The sequence below is a fragment of the Streptomyces sp. NPDC001678 genome (assembly GCF_042892945.1).
Classification (GTDB): domain Bacteria; phylum Actinomycetota; class Actinomycetes; order Streptomycetales; family Streptomycetaceae; genus Streptomyces.
Map to the genome: position 1 here is coordinate 367,694 of NZ_JBIAUP010000004.1, position 20,237 is coordinate 387,930.

The 20,237-nt window shown below is 72.7% G+C and carries 18 protein-coding genes; 14 read left to right on the forward strand and 4 right to left on the reverse strand.

Going from position 1 to position 20,237, the window contains the following annotated elements:
- Positions 1–112 precede the first annotated feature (112 nt).
- The 4 genes from ACFYZR_RS11015 (at position 113) to ACFYZR_RS11030 (ending at position 2,748) form a co-directional block, all read left to right on the forward strand.
- Entirely contained in the window at positions 113–751 is a 639-nt protein-coding gene (locus ACFYZR_RS11015; RefSeq protein WP_391908141.1) for an AIM24 family protein, read from the forward strand.
- A complete protein-coding gene (locus ACFYZR_RS11020; RefSeq protein WP_391908143.1) occupies positions 751–1,401 on the forward strand; it encodes an AIM24 family protein in 651 nt (216 codons plus the stop codon). The genes ACFYZR_RS11015 and ACFYZR_RS11020 overlap by 1 nt, the downstream gene beginning before the upstream one ends.
- Complete coding sequence (locus tag ACFYZR_RS11025) at positions 1,398–2,165, forward strand: AIM24 family protein (protein ID WP_391908146.1); 768 nt, start codon at positions 1,398–1,400, stop codon at positions 2,163–2,165. The genes ACFYZR_RS11020 and ACFYZR_RS11025 overlap by 4 nt, the downstream gene beginning before the upstream one ends.
- Positions 2,166–2,274: 109 nt before the next feature.
- Positions 2,275–2,748 (forward strand): MarR family winged helix-turn-helix transcriptional regulator, encoded by a 474-nt coding sequence (locus ACFYZR_RS11030; protein WP_391908149.1) that lies wholly within the window; start codon positions 2,275–2,277, stop codon positions 2,746–2,748.
- Positions 2,749–2,868: 120 nt separating this feature from the next.
- On the opposite strand, the gene meaB is transcribed toward ACFYZR_RS11030, so the two are convergent.
- Together meaB and ACFYZR_RS11040 are read right to left on the reverse strand one after the other, a co-directional pair.
- On the reverse strand, positions 2,869–3,825 hold the full coding sequence (meaB, locus tag ACFYZR_RS11035) for a methylmalonyl Co-A mutase-associated GTPase MeaB (protein ID WP_391908560.1): 957 nt from the start codon (positions 3,823–3,825) through the stop codon (positions 2,869–2,871).
- A gap of 38 nt (positions 3,826–3,863) precedes the next feature.
- Positions 3,864–5,081 (reverse strand): acetyl-CoA C-acetyltransferase, encoded by a 1,218-nt coding sequence (locus ACFYZR_RS11040; protein ID WP_391908151.1) that lies wholly within the window; start codon positions 5,079–5,081, stop codon positions 3,864–3,866.
- Positions 5,082–5,221: 140 nt separating this feature from the next.
- Between ACFYZR_RS11040 and mce the strand changes: the two genes are divergently transcribed.
- The 8 genes from mce (at position 5,222) to ACFYZR_RS11080 (ending at position 17,225) form a co-directional block, all read left to right on the forward strand.
- Complete coding sequence (gene mce / locus ACFYZR_RS11045) at positions 5,222–5,662, forward strand: methylmalonyl-CoA epimerase (RefSeq protein WP_189451386.1); 441 nt, start codon at positions 5,222–5,224, stop codon at positions 5,660–5,662.
- 173 nt (positions 5,663–5,835) lie between these two features.
- Positions 5,836–10,908, forward strand: a complete 5,073-nt coding sequence (scy, locus tag ACFYZR_RS11050; protein ID WP_391908155.1) for a polarized growth protein Scy — start codon at positions 5,836–5,838, stop codon at positions 10,906–10,908.
- A 124-nt stretch (positions 10,909–11,032) separates the two neighbouring features.
- Positions 11,033–11,971 carry a cellulose-binding protein gene (locus tag ACFYZR_RS11055; protein ID WP_311611975.1) on the forward strand — a complete coding sequence of 313 codons (939 nt, stop codon included), beginning with the start codon at positions 11,033–11,035 and terminating at the stop codon, positions 11,969–11,971.
- 199 nt (positions 11,972–12,170) lie between these two features.
- Positions 12,171–13,172 carry an ABC transporter ATP-binding protein gene (locus ACFYZR_RS11060; RefSeq protein ID WP_391908158.1) on the forward strand — a complete coding sequence of 334 codons (1,002 nt, stop codon included), beginning with the start codon at positions 12,171–12,173 and terminating at the stop codon, positions 13,170–13,172.
- 3 nt (positions 13,173–13,175) lie between these two features.
- A complete protein-coding gene (locus ACFYZR_RS11065; protein WP_391908161.1) occupies positions 13,176–13,946 on the forward strand; it encodes an ABC transporter permease in 771 nt (256 codons plus the stop codon).
- 109 nt (positions 13,947–14,055) lie between these two features.
- Positions 14,056–14,982, forward strand: a complete 927-nt coding sequence (locus tag ACFYZR_RS11070; protein WP_391908163.1) for a hypothetical protein — start codon at positions 14,056–14,058, stop codon at positions 14,980–14,982.
- Positions 14,983–15,114: 132 nt separating this feature from the next.
- The gene (locus tag ACFYZR_RS11075; protein ID WP_391908166.1) at positions 15,115–16,338 is read left to right on the forward strand and encodes an ABC transporter ATP-binding protein; all 1,224 of its coding nucleotides are present in this window, start codon (positions 15,115–15,117) and stop codon (positions 16,336–16,338) included.
- On the forward strand, positions 16,335–17,225 hold the full coding sequence (locus tag ACFYZR_RS11080) for an ABC transporter permease (RefSeq protein WP_391908168.1): 891 nt from the start codon (positions 16,335–16,337) through the stop codon (positions 17,223–17,225). Before ACFYZR_RS11075 ends, ACFYZR_RS11080 begins: the two co-directional genes overlap by 4 nt.
- 47 nt (positions 17,226–17,272) lie before the next feature.
- Here ACFYZR_RS11080 and ACFYZR_RS11085 read toward each other — a convergent pair whose 3' ends face one another.
- Positions 17,273–17,605, reverse strand: coding sequence for an ATP/GTP-binding protein (locus tag ACFYZR_RS11085; protein ID WP_391908171.1), 333 nt, complete (start codon positions 17,603–17,605; stop codon positions 17,273–17,275).
- Between the two features lie 206 nt (positions 17,606–17,811).
- Between ACFYZR_RS11085 and ACFYZR_RS11090 the strand changes: the two genes are divergently transcribed.
- Positions 17,812–18,849, forward strand: coding sequence for an LLM class flavin-dependent oxidoreductase (locus ACFYZR_RS11090; RefSeq protein WP_391908173.1), 1,038 nt, complete (start codon positions 17,812–17,814; stop codon positions 18,847–18,849).
- 83 nt (positions 18,850–18,932) lie between these two features.
- Here the strand turns inward: ACFYZR_RS11090 and ACFYZR_RS11095 are convergent, their stop codons facing one another.
- Positions 18,933–19,325, reverse strand: coding sequence for an SCO5389 family protein (locus tag ACFYZR_RS11095; protein ID WP_391908175.1), 393 nt, complete (start codon positions 19,323–19,325; stop codon positions 18,933–18,935).
- Between the two features lie 209 nt (positions 19,326–19,534).
- On the opposite strand from ACFYZR_RS11095, the gene nucS reads away from it, so the two are divergent.
- Complete coding sequence (nucS, locus tag ACFYZR_RS11100) at positions 19,535–20,197, forward strand: endonuclease NucS (RefSeq protein WP_311611990.1); 663 nt, start codon at positions 19,535–19,537, stop codon at positions 20,195–20,197.
- Positions 20,198–20,237 lie beyond the last annotated feature (40 nt).

Genomic DNA, 20,237 nt, shown 5'->3' on the forward strand with positions numbered 1-20,237 from the left:
GCCGCTCCATTGTCGCAGTACTGCAACGGATCAACGGCTCCGGGTCCGTTCCGGGCGTTCCGAGGGCCCTGGGGCCTGTTGGAGCCGTATGTCCGCCCGCTAGCGTCGGGGCGTGGCTCAGTTTCGGCTCCACGGGAGCAAAGTCCTCGCCGTCGACATGACGGGGGACGCGGTCAAGGCCAAGAACGGCTCGATGGTCGCGTACGAGGGCGAGATGGCATTCAAGAAGATGACGGGCGGCGGTGACGGCCTGCGGGGCATGGTCACTCGCCGGCTCACGGGTGAACAGATGGAAGTCATGGAGGTGAAGGGAAACGGCACCTGCTACTTCGCCGACCGGGCGAGCGAGATCAATCTCGTCACGCTGCGCGGGGAGACCCTCTACGTCGAGTCGAGCAACCTCCTGTGCACCGACTCCGCCCTGCGCACCGGCACCACCTTCACCGGTCTGCGCGGCGCCTCGCAGGGCAACGGCCTGTTCACGACCACCGTGGAGGGCACGGGCCAGGCGGCGATCATGTCCGACGGCACGGCGATCGTGCTGCGCGTGACCCCGCAGACGCCCCTCCAGGTCGACCCGGGCGCGTACATCGCGCACACCGGCCGGCTCAAGCAGCACTTCCAGTCGGGCGTCAATTTCCGCACCTTCATCGGCGAGGGCTCCGGCGAGGCGTTCCAGATCCGCTTCGAGGGCGACGGGCTCGTCTACGTCCAGCCCAGCGAGCGCAACACCATCGGGGGTGACATCTGATGCCCTTCCGGCTTCTCAATTCACGCATGGTCGAGGCCCAGGTGATCCCCGGGCAGCGGCTGTTCAGCCAGCGCGGCGCGATGCTCGCCTACAAGGGCGAGGTCTCCTTCACCCCCAGCATCACCGGCGGCCAGGGCGGCGTCATGGGGATGATCGGCCGCCGGATCGCCAACGAGGCCACGCCGCTGATGTCCGTGGAGGGCAGCGGCACGGTGATGTTCGGCCACGGCGGGCACCACGTCCACGTCATCGAGCTCACCGGCGACACCCTCTACGTCGAGGCCGACCGGCTGCTCGCCTTCGACGGCACCCTTCAGCAGGGCACGATGTTCATGGGCTCCCAGGGCGGTGTGATGGGCATGGTGCGCGGCCAGGTGACCGGGCAGGGCCTGTTCACCACCACCCTCAAGGGACACGGCGCGGTCGCCGTGATGGCCCACGGCGGTTTCATCGAGCTGCCGATCACCGGCGGACGGCCCGTCGTCGTCGACCCGCAGGCCTATGTCGCCCACCGCGGCGAGGTCCGCAACAAGCTCTCGGCCGCCCTGGGCTGGCGCGAGGTGGTCGGCCGCGGCAGCGGCGAGGCCTTCCGGCTCGAGCTGTCGGGCCACGGCACGGTGTACGTCCAGGCGTCGGAGGAGAAGCTGTGACCGGCCCCGTCATCCACGACGCGTCGACTCTCCCGAGCAACGACAACGTCAACTCCTACACCTTCAGCGTCGACCTCAAGGGGCAGTGGTTCCTCCAGAAGGGGAAGATGATCGCCTACTACGGTCAGATCAACTTCCATGGCATCGGCCACGGCCCCCTCGACCGGCTGATCGCCGGCAGCTTCCACTCCCCCCTCCACGCGGCGGACTGGGTCGTCGCCGAGGGCCACGGCAAGATGCTGCTCGCGGACCGCTCCTTCGACGTCAACTCCTACGACCTCGAGGACGGCAACCTCACCGTTCGCTCCGGCAATCTGCTGGCCTTCGAGCCCTCGCTCTCGCTCAAGCAGTCGATCATCCCGGGCTTCCTCACCCTGATCGGCACGGGGAAGTTCGTGGCCGCGTCCAACGGCCCGGTCGTCTTCGTCGAGCCCCCGATCCGTGTCGACCCGCAGGCCCTGGTGGGCTGGGCCGACTGCCCGTCCCCCTGTCACCACTACGACCACCAGTACCTCAAGGGCGTCATGGGTGGCGTCCGGAGGCTGACGGGGCTGGGCGGCGCGTCCGGCGAGGAGCACCAGTTCGAGTTCGTCGGCGCGGGCACGGTGCTGCTCCAGTCCACCGAGCGGCTGATGGACGAGATCGCCACCGGCGACGGCCCGCCCGACGAGGCGGGTATTCCCCGGGGCACCTCCGGGAATCAGTCAATGTCCCCGCGTTTGCCGGGCCAGCTGGGCGACCTCCAGCGCCGCTTCGGGCTGTGAGCGGTACCCTGCGGAGTGTGACGGGTCGAACAAACGACCTCCGTACCACCCGCTTACACCACCGCACCTTCATTAGTTAATCTTTCAACTTCTTAGGTAGACTCCCTCTATGGACACCGAGAACGGCACCCGCTGGCTCAGCGACGAGGAGCAGGCCGCCTGGCGTGCCCACCTGTACGTGAGCCGGCTGCTGATGCACCAGCTCGAACGGGATCTCCAGCCGTTCGGCCTCACCAACAACGACTACGAGATCCTGGTCAACCTCTCGGAGTCGAAGGACCACCGGATGCGGATGAGCGACCTCGCGACCGCCACGCTCCAGTCGAAGAGCCGCCTCTCCCACCAGATCACCCGCATGGAGAACGCGGGCCTGGTCCGCCGCGTCAACTGCGAGTCCGACCGGCGGGGCCTCTTCGCGGTCCTCACCGACCACGGCTGGAAGACCATGCGCGAGGTCGCCCCGCACCACGTGGCGTCGGTGCGCGAGCACTTCATCGACCTGCTCTCGCCGGAGGAGCTCAAGGCGCTCCACGAGTCCCTGGCCCCGGTCGCCAAGCACCTGCGCACCACGCGCGGCAAGTAGCGCCGGCGGGCCGTAGTCGGCGGACCGTCCCGGACGTTCCGGCAGCGCGGGCGTTCCGCTCTCCCTGTGGAGAGCGGAAGGCCCGCGCTGTCTTGGCATACGGTCGCGGCCGACGCGGCGTCAGCCCGCCGTCAGACCCGCCACCAGTTCGTCCGCCGCCGCGTACGGGTCCAGCGCCCCGCCGAGCACCCGCTCCGCGAGCGCGCCCAGGCGGCGGTCGCCGCTCAGGTCGCCGATGCGCTCGCGCAGCGCCGTGACGGCGATGGTCTCCACCTCGTGCGCGGCGCGACGGAGGCGGCGTCCGGTGAGGGCGTCCCGCTCCGCCATCCACGCGTGGTGCTTCTCCAGCGCCTCGACGAGCTCGTCCGTGCCCTCGTTCCGCGCGGCGACCGTCTTCACGATCGGGGGCCGCCAGTCGCCGGGGGCGCGGGACTCGCCCAGGCCCAGCATGTGGTTGAGCTCGCGGGCCGTGGCGTCGGCGCCGTCGCGGTCGGCCTTGTTGACCACGTAGACGTCGCCGATCTCGAGGATGCCGGCCTTGGCGGCCTGGATGCCGTCGCCCATCCCGGGGGCGAGCAGCACCACGCACGTGTCCGCCTGGGAGGCGATCTCCACCTCCGACTGGCCGACGCCCACCGTCTCCACCAGGATCACGTCGCAGCCCGCCGCGTCCAGGACGCGGATGGCCTGCGGGGCGGCCCAGGCGAGGCCGCCCAGATGGCCGCGGGTGGCCATGGAGCGGATGTAGACGCCGGGGTCGGAGGCGTGCTCGGACATCCGGACGCGGTCGCCGAGCAGCGCGCCGCCGGAGAACGGCGAGGAGGGGTCCACCGCCAGGACGCCCACCCGCCTGCCCTGCCGGCGGTACGCGCTCACCAGCGCGGACGTCGACGTGGACTTGCCGACGCCCGGGGAGCCCGTCAGGCCCACCACGTACGCGCCGCCGGTCAGCGGGGCGAGTGCCGCCATGACCTCGCGGAGCTGCGGTGACGCCCCCTCCACCAGGGAGATCAGCCGGGCCACGGCACGCGGCCGCCCTTCCCGGGCCTGCTCGACCAGTGCGGGGACGTCCACCATCACGGCTCCCTCCTCGGGGGACCTGCCTCGGGCCTACCTCACTTGTTGTTGCCCGGCACCCGGAGGATCAAGGCGTCGCCCTGGCCGCCGCCGCCGCACAGCGCGGCGGCGCCCACACCGCCGCCCCGGCGCTTGAGCTCCAGCGCGAGGTGGAGCACGATCCGGGCGCCGGACATGCCGATGGGGTGGCCGAGCGCGATCGCTCCGCCGTTGACGTTCACCTTTTCAGGGGATACGCCCAGATCCTTCATGGACTGCACGGAGACCGCCGCGAAGGCCTCGTTGATCTCGATCAGGTCGAGGTCGTCGACGCCGAGGCCCTCCTTGCGCAGGGCGTGGCGGATGGCGTTGGACGGCTGGGACTGGAGGGAGTTGTCGGGGCCGGCGACATTGCCGTGGGCGCCGATCTCGGCGATCCAGTGGAGGCCCAGCTCCTCGGCCTTGGCCTTGCTCATCACGACCACGGCGGCGGCGCCGTCGGAGATCTGCGAGGCCGTACCGGCCGTGATCGTGCCGTCCTTGGCGAACGCGGGGCGCAGCTTGCCCAGCGACTCGGCGGTGGTCTCGGCGCGGATGCCCTCGTCCTTGTTGAAGAGGACCGGGTCGCCCTTGCGCTGGGGAATCTCCACGGGGGTGATCTCGGCGTCGAAGAGGCCGTTCTTCTGGGCGGCGGCGGCGCGCTGGTGGGAGAGGGCGGCGATCTCGTCCTGCTCGGGGCGGCGGATGCCCAGCCGGGTGTTGTGCTTCTCGGTGGACTCGCCCATGGCGATGCCCTCGAAGGAGTCCGTCAGCCCGTCGTGGGCCATGGCGTCGAGCATCTCGACCGCGCCGTACTTGTAGCCCTCGCGGGACTTGGGGAGCAGGTGCGGGGCGTTGGTCATGGACTCCTGGCCGCCGGCCACGACGACGTCGAACTCGCCCGCGCGGATGAGCTGGTCGGCCAGGGCGATGGCGTCGAGCCCGGAGAGGCAGACCTTGTTGATGGTGAGCGCCGGGACGGACATGGGGATGCCGGCCTTGACGGCGGCCTGGCGGGCGGGGATCTGGCCCGCGCCGGCCTGGAGCACCTGACCCATGATCACGTACTGGACCTGGTCGCCCCCTATCCCGGCCCGGTCCAGGGCGGCCTTGATGGCGACCGCGCCCAGCTCGGCGCCGGAGAAGCTCCGCAGCGAGCCCAGCAGGCGGCCCATGGGCGTACGGGCGCCCGCCACGATGACGGAGGTCGTACCGGTGTTTCCGTTCCTACCAGGCATGGGCTCTGCCCCTTCGAGCGGAGAGGGATGTTAACGGTCGTTGCCGTCAATGTACTGAGCGGTACGGCACCCGGTCACCGGGCGGAAGGTGTGATCGCGCGCACGTTGCGTAACCGGGCGCGCGGCGGTGCACTGGACGCATGCTGACGCGAATCGACCACATCGGGATCGCCTGCTTCGACCTCGACAAGACTGTCGAGTTCTACCGTGCCACGTACGGCTTCGAGGTGTTCCACACCGAGGTCAACGAGGAGCAGGGCGTGCGCGAGGCGATGCTGAGGATCAATGGGACGTCGGACGGCGGCGCCTCCTATCTCCAGCTCCTGGAGCCCACCCGGGAGGACTCCCCCGTCGGCAAGTGGCTCGCGAAGAACGGCGAGGGCGTCCATCACATCGCGTTCGGCACCGCCGACGTGGACGCCGACGCGGCAGCCGTCAAGGACAAGGGCGTAAGGGTCCTCTACGACGAGCCGCGAACCGGATCGATGGGTTCCCGCATCACCTTCCTCCACCCCAAGGACTGCCACGGGGTGCTGACCGAACTGGTCACCTCGGCACCTTCCGTACACAAGGAGCACTGACCCTCCCCTGCCCCGGCCGGTAGAGTGCAGGTTCGGCCGGGGTACCACGGGTTCGCCCATGGGTCCCGGGCCGGGCTGTACCGATGATCTGACACCATTTCTTCGGAAGGGCGGGCTCCGGGTTCACCACCGACGCAGTACGGGGCCGGCCGCCGACGCGATACAGGGGACGGATGGACCGCGCTGTGCGGGGCTACGAGCGCCAGGAGAGTCAGCTGGAGGAAGCCGACCACCTCTCGCGGTTCGAGGCCGAGATGAAGCGGCTGAAGACCGAGCGGGAGAAGGCGGTCCAGCACGCCGACGACCTCGGCTACCAGGTCGAGGTTCTGCGCGCCAAGCTCCACGAGGCGCGCCGCAATCTCGCCCACCGTCCCGCCTACGACTCGGCGGACATCGGCTATCAGGCCGAACAACTGCTCCGCAACGCCCAGATCCAGGCCGAGCAGCTGCGCAGTGACGCCGAGCGCGAGGTGCGCGAGGCGCGGGCGCAGACGCAGCGGCTGCTCCAGGAGCAGGCCGAGCGCCAGGCCCGGATGGAGGCGGAGCTCCACGCCGAGGCGGTGGCCCGCCGCCAGCGCCTGGACGAGGAGCTGAACGAGCGTCGGCGCACCGTCGAGTCGCACGTCAACGAGAACGTGGCCTGGGCCGAGCAGCTGCGGGCCCGTACCGAGGCACAGGCCCGCCGGCTGCTGGACGAGTCCCGGGCCGAGGCGGAGGCCTCGCTGGCCGCCGCGCGCGCCGAGGCCCAGCGGCTGACCGAGCAGGCCAGCGGCCGGCTCGGGGCGGCGGCCGAGGAGGCCCGTGCGGAGGCCGAGGCGATCCTGCGCCGGGCGCGCACGGACGCCGAGCGGCTGCTGACGGCCGCCTCCGCGCAGGCGCAGGAGGCCACCGCCCACGCCGAGCAGCTGCGGACGGCCACGACGGCCGAGGCCGACCAGGCCCGTAGCTCCGCGTCCGAGCTGACGCGTACCGCCGAGGCGCGGATCCAGGAGGCCGACACGGCCCTGCGCGAGGCGCGGGCCGAGGCGGAGAAGCTGGTCGCGGAGGCGAAGGAGGCCGCGGCCCAGCGGCTGTCCGCCGCCGAGACGGACAACGAGCAGCGCACGCGCACGGCGCGGGCGGAGATCGCCCGGCTGGTGAGCGAGGCGACGAAGGAGTCGGAGGCGCTGCGGGCCGAGGCCGAGCAGCTGCGGGCCGACGCGGTCGCCGAGGCGGAGCGGATGCGCACGGAGGCGGCCGCGGAGGCGCGCAGCGCCGTCGCCGAGGACTCCGCCGCCGCGCTGGCCAAGGCCGCCCGCACGGCCGAGGAGGTGCTGGCCAAGGCCACCGAGGACGCCCAGGCGGCGACGAAGGCGGCGGCCGCCGAGGCCGAGCGGATCCGCAAGGAGGCGGAGGCCGAGGCCGAGCGGCTGCGGGAGCAGGCGGCCGACACGGCCGAGCAGCTCAAGGGCGAGGCGAAGGACGACACCGCCGAGTACCGCAAGAAGACCGCCGAGCTCCAGGAGGAGGCGCGCCGGCTGCGGGCCGAGGCCGAGCAGCTGCGGGCCGACGCGGTCGCCGAGGGCGAGCGGATCCGCGGTGAGGCGCGCCGTGAGGCGCTGCAGCAGATCGAGGAGGCCGCGAAGACGGCCGAGGAGCTGCTGGGCAAGGCCAAGGCGGACGCCGAGGAGACCCGGAGCGGCGCGGCCGCCGAGAGCGAGAAGACGCGGGCGGAGGCGGCCGAGCGCGCCGCGACGCTGCGCAAGCAGGCCGAGGAGGCCCTGGAGCGGGCCCGTACCGAGGCCGAGGAGATGGCCGAGGAGGCCGAGGACCACGCCGAGCGGGTCCGTTCCGAGGCCGCCGAGGCGGCGAAGGCGACGCGCGAGGAGGCCGAGCGCGCGGCCCAGGCGCGGGCCGAGGAGGCCGCCGGCGAGCTGGAGCGGCTGCGGAGCGAGGCCGAGCAGCGGGTGGAGGCGGCGGAGACCGCCCTGCGCGAGGCGCGCACGGAGGCGGAGAAGCTCCGCCGGGAGGCCTCGGAGGAGACCGAGCGGCAGCGTACGGAGGCCGCGGAGCGGGTGCGTACGGTCACCGCGCAGGCCGAGGCCGATGCCGAGCGGCTGCGCGGCGAGGCGCAGGCCGAGGCGGCGGAGACCCGCGCCGAGGGCGAGGCCGCCGGCGCACGGCTGCGCGAGGAGGCGGAGGCCGAGGCGGAGCGGCTGCGCACGGAGGCCCAGGAGGCCGCCGACCGGGTGCGTGCCGAGGCGAACGCCGCGGCCGAGCGGACGGCCGCGGAGGCCGCCGAGGCGCTGGCCGCCGCGCAGGAGGAGGCCGCCCGGCGCCGCCGGGAGGCCGAGGAGCTGCTCGGTGACGCCCGTACGGAGGCGCGTACCGAGCGCGAGGCGGCGCACGAGCAGAGCGAGGAGCTGCTGGCCTCGGCGCGCAAGCGGGTCGCCGAGGCGCAGGAGGAGGGCCGGCGCCTGGTCGAGGAGGCGGAGGCGCGGGCAGCCGAGCTCGTGGCCGCCGCCGAGCAGACCGCCCAGCAGGTGCGGGAGTCCGTGGCCGGGCTGCACGAGCAGGCCGAGGAGGAGATCGCCGGGCTGCGGTCGGCGGCCGAGCACAACGCCGAACGGACCGTCACCGAAGCCCAGATCGAGGCGGACCGGGTCCGTGCCGACGCCTACGCCGAGCGCGAGCGCGCCGATGAGGACGCGGCCCGGACGCGGAGCGAGGCCAAGGCCGCCGCGGACGAGGTGCGGGCCGAGGCCGAGCGGCTGTCGGCCGAGGCGTCGCGGGCCCTGGACGAGGCCCGGGAGGCCGCGAACAAGCGCCGTTCCGAGGCCGCCGAGCAGGCGGACGAGCTGCTCGCCGAGGCCATGGCCGAGGCGGAGACGATGGCCACGGAGGCCACGCGCGCCCTGGACGAGGCGCGCGAGACGGCGAACGCCCGGCGTACCGAGGCCGCCCTCCAGGCCGACGAGCTGATCTCCGAGGCGACCGCCGAGGCCGAGAAGATCGTCGCCGAGGCCGCGGAGCTGACCGAGACCGCGAAGGCCGACGCCGTTCGTTTCGAGGAGCGGGCCCGCCAGGCGGCGGACGCCCATCGCGCCGAGGCCGAGGCCGACGCCGACCGGCTGCGCGCCGAGGCCGCCCGTACCGTCGACGAGGCCCGGGAAGCGGCCAACAAGCGCCGTGCGGAGGCCGCCGGGCAGGCGGACAAGCTGATCGCCGAGGCCACGGCCGAGGCGGAGAAGATGGCCGCCGAGGCCGCCCGTACGGTCGAGGAGGCCCGTGAGGCCGCCAAGACCCACCGGGCCGAGGCGGCGGCGGACGCGGACCGGCTGATCGCCGAGGCGGCCGAGATGGTCGAGGCGGCGCGCGCGGAGGCGGCCCGTTTCGAGGAACAGGCGCGGCAGGCGGCGGACGCCCATCGCGCGGAAGCCGAGGCCGACGCCGACCGGCTGCGCGCCGAGGCGGCCCGCACGGTCGACGAGGCCCGGGAGGCGGCGAACGCCCGCCGGGCGGAGGCCGCGCTCCAGGCCGACGAGCTGATCTCCGAGGCCGTCGCGGAGGCGGAGAAGCTGGCGGACGAGGCCACGCGGACGGTCGAGGAGGCCCGTGAGGCCGCCGACGCCGAGCGGGCCGCGGCCAAGGCGGAGGCGGAGCGGCTGCGGGCCGCCGCGGCCGAGAAGAAGGCCAAGGCGGACGAGCAGGCGGACGCCGTGGTCGCCAAGGCGACGGCGGAGGCCGAGCGGCTGGTCGCGGACGCGTCCGCGAAGGCGCAGCAGATGCGTACCGACGCCTCCGACGCCCTGGCGTCGGCGGAGCAGGACGCGGCCCGGACGCGCGCCGAGGCCCGCGACGACGCGAACAAGATCCGCGGCGAGGGCCGGGCGGAGGCGGAGCGGATCGTCAACGAGGCGGCCGAGCTGACCTCCTCCGCGCAGGACGACGCCGACCGGATCGTGGACGAGGCCCGTGAGGCCGCGAACGCCCGCCGGGCGGAGGCGGCCGAGCAGGCCGACGAGCTGATCGCCAAGGCCACGGCCGAGGCGGAGAAGATGGCCGCCGAGGCCGCCCGTACGGTCCAGGAGGCCGGCGAGGCCGCCGACGCGCATCTGTCGGAGGCCGTCGAGCAGGCCGACCGCGTCGTCTCCGAGGCGAACGCGGAGGCGGACCGGCTGCGCGCCGACGCCGACGCGGTGCTGGAGAACGCCCGCGCCGAGGCGACCCGGACCACCGACGAGGCCCGTGAGGCGGCGAACGCCCGCCGGGCGGAGGCGGCCGAGCAGGCGGACACCCTGATCGCCGAGGCGACGGCGGAGGCCGAGCTGATGGCCGCCGAGGCCGCCGAGGCGCTGGCGGCCGCCCAGGAGAACGCCAACAGCACCCGTGCGGACTCCGCGCGGATCAAGGCGGACGCGGTCCAGGAGGCCGAGCGGCTGCGTGCGGAGGCGCGGGCCGAGGGCGAGCGGACCGTCGACCAGGCGCGGGACGCCGGGGCCAAGAAGCTCGCGGACGCCGCCGAGCAGGCGGACGCGCTGATCGCCAAGGCCCAGGAGGAGGCCGTGCTCTCGGCGACCGCCGCCGAGGAGCAGTCGGACGCCATGGTCGGCGCTGCCCGGAAGGAGGCCGACCGGATCGTCAAGGAGGCCGCCGCCGAGGGCAACGCGCTGGTGGAGCAGGCCCGTGCGGACGCCAACACGATGCTCGCCGAGGCCCGTGGCGACGCCACGGCCATAAGGGACCGTGCCGACGAGCTGCGCGGCCGGATCGAGAGCGAGGTCGAGAAGCTCCACGAGCGGGCGCGCCGGGAGGCGGCCGAGGCGATGCAGTCGGCGGGCGAGCGCTGCGACAAGCTCGTCGCCGCCGCCACCGAGCAGCTGGCGAACGCCGAGGAGAAGGCGGAGAAGCTCCTCTCGGACGCCCAGAGCGAGGCCAGCAAGGTGCGGATCACCGCCGTGAAGAAGGCGGACGGGCTGCTCAAGGAGGCGGAGCAGAAGAAGACCGCCGCCGTACGCGAGGCCGAGCGCCTGCGCACCGAGGCTCAGGAGGAGGCCGCACGCCTTCTGGAGGAAGGAAAGCGGGAGTTGGAGGTACTCGTCCGCCGTCGTGAGGACATTCAGGCGGAGATTTCCCGTGTCCAGGACGTGTTGGAGGCGTTGGAATCATTTGAGTCCCCGGGGGCGGGCGGCTCCAAGGACGGTGGGGTGAAGGCGACGGCCGGTGCCGGAGCTACTCGATCGGGTGGCAAGCAGGACCGAAAGTAGCCACTCAATCGAGGGGACATTTTCCGGATTCCCCAACTGTCTTAAACCATCTGCCGGATGACACGCCGCTCACGCCCCTAGGATTCCTCTATCACCTCACCGGTTCTCCAATGACAGGAACCCCATGAGCGACACTTCCTCCCCCTTCGGCTTCGAGTTGGTGCGGCGTGGATACGACCGCGGCCAGGTGGACGACCGCATTACGAAGCTCGTAGCGGACCGTGACAGCGCACTGACCCGGATCACCTCCCTGGAAAAGCGCATCGAGGAGCTCCACCTCGAGACGCAGAACGCTCAGGCACAGATCAATGACGCGGAGCCGTCGTACGCGGGGCTCGGCGCGCGCGTCGAGAAGATCCTCCGGCTGGCCGAGGAAGAGGCCAAGGATCTGCGTGAGGAGGCCCGGCGCGCCGCCGAGCAGCACCGCGAGCTGGCCGAGTCGGCCGCCCAGCAGGTGCGCAACGACGCCGAGTCGTTCGCCGCGGACCGCAAGGCGAAGGCGGAGGACGAGGGCGCCCGGATCGTCGAGAAGGCGAAGGGCGACGCCGCCTCGCTGCGCGCCGAGGCGCAGAAGGACGCGCAGTCCAAGCGGGAGGAGGCCGACGCGCTCTTCGAGGAGACCCGCGCCAAGGCCGCCCAGGCCGCCGCCGACTTCGAGACCAACCTCGCCAAGCGCCGTGAGCAGTCCGAGCGCGACCTCGCCTCCCGCCAGGCCAAGGCGGAGAAGCGGCTGGCGGAGATCGAGCACCGCGCCGAGCAGCTGCGCCTGGAGGCGGAGAAGCTGCGCACGGACGCGGAGCGCCGGGCGCGCCAGACGGTGGAGACGGCCCAGCGCCAGGCCGAGGACATCGTGGCCGACGCCAACGCCAAGGCGGACCGTATCCGCAGCGAGTCCGAGCGGGAGCTGGCGGCGCTCACCAACCGCCGCGACAGCATCAACGCCCAGCTGACCAACGTCCGCGAGATGCTGGCCACGCTGACGGGCGCGGCGGTGGCCGCGGCCGGCGTCCCCGGCGACGACGAGCCGATCAGCCGGGGCGTACCGGCGCAGCAGAGCCGCTGATCGGATACCGCTTCACGCCCGCTGCCGGGTTTTACGCACGCTGTCGGGTTTACGCACGCTGTCGGGGGACCCTGTGCTCAGCGCGCCCTGTGCCGCCCACCCGTGGTACGGGGCGCGTCGTGTGCCCGGGGGACGGCTGCGGCCGGGTACGCCTCCGACTGCGGTGGCGGGGCCCGACGGGCGCCCTTACCGTGGCTGAATGATCGAGCTCGAGGGGCTGACCAAGCACTACGGCGACGTCCGTGCCGTCGATCACCTCACGTTCACGGTCCGGCCCGGCATCGTCACGGGCTTTCTGGGCCCCAATGGCGCGGGCAAGTCGACGACCATGCGGATGATGCTCGACCTGGACAATCCGTCCGGCGGCACGGTCCGTATCGACGGCCGGCACTACCGGGAGCTGCACGACCCCTTGCGGGTCGTGGGCGCCCTGCTGGACGCCAAGGCCATGCACGGCGGTCGCAGCGCCTACAACCACCTGCTGTGCCTGGCGCAGAGCAATGGCATCCCCCGGGCCCGGGTGCGGGAGGTCCTGGACACGGTCGGTCTCACCTCGGTGGCCGGGAAGCGGACCAAGGGGTTCTCGCTGGGCATGGGCCAGCGGCTGGGCATCGCGGCGGCCCTGCTGGGCGATCCGCGGATCCTGATGTTCGACGAGCCGGTCAACGGCCTGGACCCCGAGGGCATCCACTGGATCCGCAATCTGATGAAGAGCCTCGCCACCCAGGGCCGTACGGTCTTCGTCTCCTCCCATCTGATGAGCGAGATGGCGCTGACCGCCGATCACCTGGTCGTCATCGGCCAGGGCAAGCTGCTGGCCGACACCAGCATGGCCGACTTCATCAAGGAGAACTCCCGCTCCTACGTCCGGATGCGCTCCCCCGAGCAGGAGCGGCTGCGGGAGGTCCTGCGGGGCGCCGGGATCGACGTCGTCCCCGGTGAGGAGGGCGCGCTGGAGGCAGAGGGCGAGGACGCGGCGCACCTGGGCGAGCTGGCCGCGCGGCACCGGATCACCCTCCACGAGCTGAGCCCGCAGTCGGCCTCGCTGGAGGAGGCGTTCATGCGGCTGACGGCCGGCTCGGTGGAGTACCACGCCCATGAGAACCACCGCCCGCCGGATTCCCGGCCGGAAACCCAGCCGGAATCTCCGGCGCGGTCCGGCGCGGGCTGGGGAGCCGACTGGCGGAAGAAGGGATCCTGACCCATGGCGGTGGTGACGCAGGTCCTCCGGTCGGAATGGACGAAGATCAAATCCGTCCGGTCCACGGTGTGGACGCTCGGCCTCGCGATCGTGGTGACGGTCGCCCTCGGCGCGTTGATCAGCGCGCTCACCAAGAAGGACTTCGGCAATCTGTCGCCCCGGGACAGGATCGCTTTCGATCCGACGTTCATCAGCTTCGCCGGGATGGGCCTCGGTCAGCTCGCATTGATCGTTTTCGGTGTGCTCGTGGTGTCGAATGAATACAGCACGGGAATGATCCGCACCTCGCTCGCCGCCGTTCCCCAGCGCGCCACGTTTCTCTTCAGCAAGATCATTGTCGCGGCGCTGCTCGCATTCGTGGTCGGCATGATCACGAGCTTTGTGGCGTTCTTCGTCGGCCAGACGATGCTCGGCGACTACGGCGCCGCGCTGGGCGATCCCGGAGTACTGCGCGCGGTGATCGGCGGCGGCCTCTATATGACGCTGATCGCCGTCTTCTCGATGGGCGTCGCGACGATGCTGCGCAGCCCGATGCTCTCGCTGGGCATCCTCATGCCGTTCTTCTTCCTGATCTCCGCGATCCTCGGCAATGTCTCCGCGACGAAGAAGGTCGGGCAGTACCTGCCGGACCAGGCAGGGCAGAAGGTGATGCAGGTGGTCACGGTGGGCAGCGACACTCCGTACGGGCCCTGGGGCGGCTTCACGATCATGGTGTTGTGGGTGGTCGCGGCGCTGATCGGCGGCTATGCGGTGCTGAGCCGGCGCGACGCGTAGCCCTCGGCCGGGCGGGCACCGAGGTTCCGGCAGCGCCTGCCGGCGCGATGCCGCAGCCGGAGTGCGGATTTCGCCGGTCTCGGGAGGGGACACGGAGGACAATCGACCCATGACGCGGTGGACCCTGCGCGCCCTCGGGCTGGACGTCGTCCCCGCCCTGTGTCCGCTGGCCTACCCCGGCCGCCCGGCGACCGAGCCCGCCCTGCTCACCGGCCCGGAGCTGCTGCCGCTCACGCCGGGGCCGGCGCCGCTGGGCGACTGGCGGCCGGTCGGGGCGGACACCCAGGACGCACCCGGCGGGCCGTCGCTGGACGGCGTCCTGGCCGCCCTCGGCCGGGACCCCGCCGACCGGCGCCACCCGGTGCTGGCCGTCGGCTCCAACGCCTCCCCCGCCCAGCTGGCCCACAAGTTCGCCACCGCCGGTCTGTCCGCCGCCGTGCCGCTGGTGCCGGTGCGGGTGGGCGGCGTCGCCGTGGGCTGCTCGGGGCACATCGGGCGGCACGGCTATGTGGCGGCCGCGCCGTACGCCGCGCCCGGGGCGCGGACCACGCTGGTCGCGGGCTGGCTGGACGGCGAGCAGCTGACGGCCGTCGACGCCACGGAGTTCAACTACCGGCGGGTCCTGCTGCCCGGCGACCGTTTCCCCGTGGCCCTGCCGTCCGGGGAGCGGCTGCGGGGCGCGTATCTGTACGTCAGCAAATGGGGCGTCCTCACCGGGCCGGCCGGCGGCCCGCCCCGGCCGGGCGGCGGCGACCAGAGCGCGCTGCTCGCCGCGCTGCTGGCGGGCTCGGCCAGGCTCCGCGCGCTGCTGGGGCCCGGCCCCCGCGACTGGGTCGAGCGCGCGGCGGCGGACCCGGAGCGCAGGGCCGAGGGCACCCGGATCCTCGCCGAGGAGGGCTGGGTGGCGCGGGAGACGGGCCTCCCGGCGTACGAGCCCTCGGAGCCGGCCACCCTCACCTACGCCGACCTGCGCGAACGCCGGCCCCACGGGACCGGCGAGGCCCCCGGCGGAGCCGCCCGGGGCGTCCCGCTGTAACGCCCGGCACACCGGGAACCGTCAACGACTCGTCTATCCTCCTAACCTTTACGAGGGCTTTGCGCTTGTACAAAGCCGAACGAACCGAAGTACGCACGAACCGAAGCACGCCGGAGCTCCGAGGGGCGGAGAATGATCGAGGCAGTCGGCCTGACAAAGCGCTACGGCGCCAAGACGGCCGTACACAATCTGACGTTCCAGGTGCGGCCGGGGGCCGTCACCGGGTTCCTGGGACCGAACGGCTCCGGCAAGTCGACGACCATGCGCATGATCCTCGGACTGGACCGGCCGACCGCCGGGTCCGTCACGATCGCCGGGCACCCCTTCCACAAGCTGCCCAACGCCCCCCGTCAGGTGGGCGCCCTCCTCGACGCGAAGGCCGTGCACGGCGGCCGCAGCGCCCGCCACCACCTGCTGTCCCTCGCCCAGCTCGCGGGCATCCCGGCCCGTCGCGTGGACGAGGTCCTCGGCGTGGTCGGCCTCCAGGACGTGGCGCGGAAGCGCTCCGGCGGCTTCTCCCTCGGCATGGGGCAGCGCCTCGGAATCGCCGCGGCGCTGCTCGGCGACCCCCAGGTGCTGCTCTTCGACGAGCCCGTCAACGGGCTGGACCCCGAGGGCATCCTCTGGGTCCGCAATCTGATGAAGCGGCTGGCGGCGGAGGGCCGCACGGTCTTCGTCTCCTCGCATCTGATGAGCGAGATGGCGCTGACCGCCGACCATCTGATCGTCATCGGGCGCGGGCAGCTGATGGCGGACATGAGCGTCAAGGACTTCATCGCCGCGAACTCCGCCGACTTCGCGCGCGTCCGCACCCCCGACGACGACCGGGAGGCCCGCGACCGGCTGAAGGAGGCGCTGGTCGCGGCCGGGGCGCAGGTCCTGCCGGAGCCGGACGGCGCCCTGCGCGTCACCGGCCTGCCGCTCCCCCGCGTCAGCGACGTCGCGCACGGCGCGGACGTCCGCCTCTGGGAGCTCTCCCCGCACCAGGCCTCCCTGGAGGAGGCGTACATGCGCATGACTCAGGGCGCGGTCGACTACCGCTCGACGGCGGACCAGCGCTCGGGCTTCCAGGCCCCGGCGCAGCAGCCGGCCGGCCCCTGGGACCGGCCCGCGGGGCAGCTCCAGGACGGCTGGGCGGAACAGGCCTACCCGGTCCTCCCGGGCGAACGCCCGAACCGGTACGGGACGCCGCCGACGGCGGGCACGGCGGCGCCGGGCGCCGGGCAGGCCGTACCGCACGCGGCGAGCGCACCGGCCCCGGGCGCCGGGCGGACCGCCGCGGCGCCGCAGCCCACCGCCCCGGTCGCGGCGGCCGACGCCGACCCGACCAAGCGCGACAGCGAGGACGCCCGATGACCACCCCCCAGTCCCAGCCCACGCCCGCGCCGCAGGCACAGAGCGCCCCGCAGGGGCAGGCGCCCTGGCCCGGTCAGGCGCCCGTCGGGGGCTACGTGTCGCCGATCCCGATCCGGAAGGCGACCCTCGGCGACGCGCTCGCCGCCGAGTGGACGAAGATCCGCTCGATCCGGTCCACGGTGTGGACGCTCGGGACCACGGTGCTGCTCATCGTGGGGATAGGGCTGCTCGCCGCCTCCGTCGTCAGCGCGGTGGACTCCACCTCGGCCACGCACGAGACGCCGGTCCTCGTCCTCGGCATCTACGGCACGATGCTCTCGCTCATCTGCGTCATCACCCTCGGCGTGCTCACGATGTCGTCCGAGTACGGCACGGGGCTGATCCGGACCACCCTGACCGCCTGCCCGGACCGGGCACGGGTGCTGACGGCGAAGGCCGTCGTGTTCTTCCTGCTCACGTTCGTGACCACCACGGTCGCGACGACCCTGGTGGCCGTGGCCACCGAGGGGATCGCCGGCCGGCTGGGCACCGTGCCGACCGCCGCGCAGTGGCTGAAGGCCACGGTCGGGGTGAGCCTGTTCATGTCGCTGGTCGGGGTGCTCGCGCTCGCCGTCGGCGCGATGCTGCGCCACTCGGCGGGGGCCATCGCCGTGATGCTCGGCCTGGTGATGATGCCGCTGGTGCTGGCGATGTTCCTGGTGGCGTCGGACCTGAACGAGGTCCGGTCGTGGCTGCTGCTCTACTCGATCCCCAACCAGCTGGGCGTCTTCTACGACGTCTCGGCCGGCGACGGACCGAGCGGCTGGGACCCGCTGTGGATCATGACGCTGGTGACCGGCGCCGCCCTGGGCGGCGCGTACCTCTCGCTGGCCAAGCGGGACGCCTAGGCGCTCCGCCCGAGAGGCCCGGTACGCGCCCCTTCGGGGCGCTGCCGCTAGTGCCTCGGCGCGTTACGGGACCGCTGGAGCCGCGCGCTCCGGCGGTCTCTCGCGTTCCAGCAGGCCTTGTGCCAGTGCCGCCGGTCGTCGACGCCGGCGCCGTGGCGCGGCCAGGCGACCAGGTGCGGCACCCCGGGCGGGATCTCCTGGTCGCAGCCCGGGCAGCGGTAGTGCTTGGCGGCCGCGCCGCCGCCGACGGCCCGGACCGCCCACTCCTCGCCCTGCCACTGCTCCGTGCTCTCCAGGCCGTAGCGCTCGCCGCCCTCGGCGCGCGGGAACGGGCTCTGGCTGGCGGCGCCGCCTCGCGGGCGGTTTCGGCGCGGGGACACAGGGCACCTCGGCAGGAATTCGGCTACGGGGGTCGTGACCAGCCTACGCGCCAAGGTCACCCACCCGGCCCGGAGTCGCCCCGGCGCTATGACGCTTGCGCTCCGATCATCATGAAAACTTCACGCGCAGCCGTGCCTTCGGCACATGTCCGGCCGTTATTGCCACCAGGGGGATACCGCGTCGGTCGCTAGGAGGTACAAGAGCGATGCGCGTAGGAACGTTTGTCCTCGCCGCCCAGTTCCCGGGCCAGGGCCACGGCGAGGCGCTGTACCGGGCGGTCCGCTCGGCCGAGGTGGCCGAGGAGGCGGGGCTGGACGCGGTCTGGCTGGCGGAACACCACTTCGTGCCGTACGGGGTGTGCCCGTCGGCGGTCACCCTGGCCGCCCTGCTGCTCGGCCGCACCCGCTCCATCCAGGTCGGCACGGCCGTGAGCGTGCTGCCCACCACCCACCCCGTGGCGCTGGGCGAGCAGGCGGCGCTGCTCCATCTCACCTCGGGCGGACGGTTCGTGCTGGGCGTCGGCCGCGGCGGGCCGTGGGTCGACCTGGAGGTGTTCAACTCAGGCCTGGGGGCGTACGAAGAGGGGTTCCCGGAATCGCTCGAATTGCTGATGCGGTGGCTGCGGGAACCCCGGGTCGGCTCGGCCGGGGAGCGGTTCGCCTTCCGGGAGGTCCCGGTCGTGCCCCGCCCCGACGAACTCCTGGGCGCGGGCGGGGACTCCACCGGCCCGGGGGTGATCGTCGCCTGCACCTCGCCCGCGAGCGTCCGGCTGGCGGCCGGGCACGGGCTGCCGATGCTGCTGGGGATGCACAGCACGGACGAGGAGAAGGCGGAGATGGTCGCCCTGTGGCGCAAGTGCGCGCTGGAGGCGGGGCGTTCACGGGAGGAGGTCGCGGCGGCCGGTCATGTGGCGGCGGGCGTCGTCCAGGTCGGGGACCGGCGGGAGGAGGCGGCGGAGACGCTGCTGAAGGCCATGCCGGGCTGGTTCCACCACGGGCTCTCGGCGCATGTGACGGTCGACGGGCGGCAGCGCCGGATGCGGGACCCGCTGGCGTACACGGAACTGCTCTGCGCTCTGCATCCGGTGGGCCCGCCCCGGCTGTGCGCCGACCGGCTGTCGGCCACCGCCGAGCGCACGGGCATCCGCCGCTTCGCGCTCCTGGCCGAGGGCTCCGGGGATCTGGCCGCCACCGAGGAGAACCTCCGCAGGCTGGGCTCGGACGTGCTGCCGCTGCTCGGCTGAGCCGTCCCCCGGTCCGCCCCGCCGGAGCTGCCGCTCCCCTTCGTTCGCACCTCCCCGCGCCCGGAGCGGCAGCACGGAACGCGTCAGCAGTCGCGGAGCTCCGGCGACTGGTTCAGCAGCTGGCCCCTGATCGAGGTGAAACGGGCCAGCCGCTCGTCCGCCGCGGGGGTCACCGGGAAGACCGCCACCCGGTGGCAGTTCTGGAACGCCAGGCGCACCCCGAAGTGGCGCTGAAGGGCACCGCGGATCGCGTCACTCGCCAGCGCGCGCAGCAGCTGGCCGCGCGCCTGCTCGTCCGGCGGCGGCGTACGGTTGTCGGCGAACTCGCCGCCTTCTACCGAGAGCCGGTCCACCAGGGAGCTGATCATCTCCCACGCGTAGGGCAGGGAGGTCCGGACGCAGTCGACGAACTCTGCTTCGTCGACCTCGCCTCGCTCGGCCTGTTCGAGGAGGGCCGGTGAGACGTCGAGCGACATGGGTTCTCCTCTCGCGACCCCCCTCGTGGGGGATCTCAGGGATGGGCGAGCGGACGACGACGCCCCGTGCCCGTACGGCGACCGCCCGGTTCAACGGTAATCCGGCCACTGCGGCCCCACCAGGAGAACACCGACAACTGGCCGAAGCCGTAGGGCCCCTTCCTGGGCGAATCGCGTGAAGTGGCAGGAGTCGAGTAGCGTGGCCCACCATGCGTCTCGTCATCGCCCGTTGCTCCGTGGACTACGCGGGCCGGCTCACCGCCCATCTGCCCTCCGCCCCCCGTCTGATCCTGGTCAAGGCGGACGGGAGCGTCAGCATCCACGCGGACGACCGGGCCTACAAGCCCCTGAACTGGATGTCGCCGCCGTGCACCCTGAAGGAGGGTGACGACAACGTGTGGACGGTGATCAACAAGGCGGGCGAGAAGCTGATCATCACCATGGAGGAGATCCTCCACGACTCTTCGCACGAGCTGGGCGTCGACCCGGGGCTGATCAAGGACGGTGTCGAGGCGCACCTCCAGGAGCTGCTGGCGGACCGCATCGAGACGCTCGGCGAGGGCTACACCCTGATCCGCCGCGAGTACCCGACGGCGATCGGCCCCGTGGACATCCTCTGCCGGGACGCCGAGGGCAACACGGTGGCCGTCGAGCTCAAGCGGCGCGGCGAGATCGACGGTGTGGAGCAGCTCACCCGCTATCTGGAGCTGCTCAACCGCGACCCGCACCTGGCGCCCGTGCGCGGCGTCTTCGCCGCCCAGGAGATCAAGCCCCAGGCACGGGTGCTCGCCACGGACCGCGGCATCGGCTGCCTCGTGCTGGACTACGACGCGATGCGCGGCATCGAGGACGACAAGCTGCGGCTGTTCTGAGCCTTCTCGCATAACTTTCTCGCGTATAGCGCGTACAGAA

Coding starts and splice junctions, on each gene's coding strand:
- ACFYZR_RS11020 (WP_391908143.1), top strand. CDS start 751: ATGCCCTTCCGGCTTCTCAATTCACGCATGGTCGAGGCCCAGGTGATC.
- ACFYZR_RS11040 (WP_391908151.1), bottom strand. CDS start 5,081: ATGCCTGGTAGGAACGGAAACACCGGTACGACCTCCGTCATCGTGGCG.
- ACFYZR_RS11075 (WP_391908166.1), top strand. CDS start 15,115: ATGATCGAGGCAGTCGGCCTGACAAAGCGCTACGGCGCCAAGACGGCC.
- nucS (WP_311611990.1), top strand. CDS start 19,535: ATGCGTCTCGTCATCGCCCGTTGCTCCGTGGACTACGCGGGCCGGCTC.
- ACFYZR_RS11060 (WP_391908158.1), top strand. CDS start 12,171: ATGATCGAGCTCGAGGGGCTGACCAAGCACTACGGCGACGTCCGTGCC.
- ACFYZR_RS11055 (WP_311611975.1), top strand. CDS start 11,033: ATGAGCGACACTTCCTCCCCCTTCGGCTTCGAGTTGGTGCGGCGTGGA.
- ACFYZR_RS11095 (WP_391908175.1), bottom strand. CDS start 19,325: ATGTCGCTCGACGTCTCACCGGCCCTCCTCGAACAGGCCGAGCGAGGC.
- mce (WP_189451386.1), top strand. CDS start 5,222: ATGCTGACGCGAATCGACCACATCGGGATCGCCTGCTTCGACCTCGAC.
- meaB (WP_391908560.1), bottom strand. CDS start 3,825: ATGGTGGACGTCCCCGCACTGGTCGAGCAGGCCCGGGAAGGGCGGCCG.
- ACFYZR_RS11070 (WP_391908163.1), top strand. CDS start 14,056: ATGACGCGGTGGACCCTGCGCGCCCTCGGGCTGGACGTCGTCCCCGCC.
- scy (WP_391908155.1), top strand. CDS start 5,836: ATGGACCGCGCTGTGCGGGGCTACGAGCGCCAGGAGAGTCAGCTGGAG.
- ACFYZR_RS11090 (WP_391908173.1), top strand. CDS start 17,812: ATGCGCGTAGGAACGTTTGTCCTCGCCGCCCAGTTCCCGGGCCAGGGC.
- ACFYZR_RS11065 (WP_391908161.1), top strand. CDS start 13,176: ATGGCGGTGGTGACGCAGGTCCTCCGGTCGGAATGGACGAAGATCAAA.
- ACFYZR_RS11080 (WP_391908168.1), top strand. CDS start 16,335: ATGACCACCCCCCAGTCCCAGCCCACGCCCGCGCCGCAGGCACAGAGC.
- ACFYZR_RS11030 (WP_391908149.1), top strand. CDS start 2,275: ATGGACACCGAGAACGGCACCCGCTGGCTCAGCGACGAGGAGCAGGCC.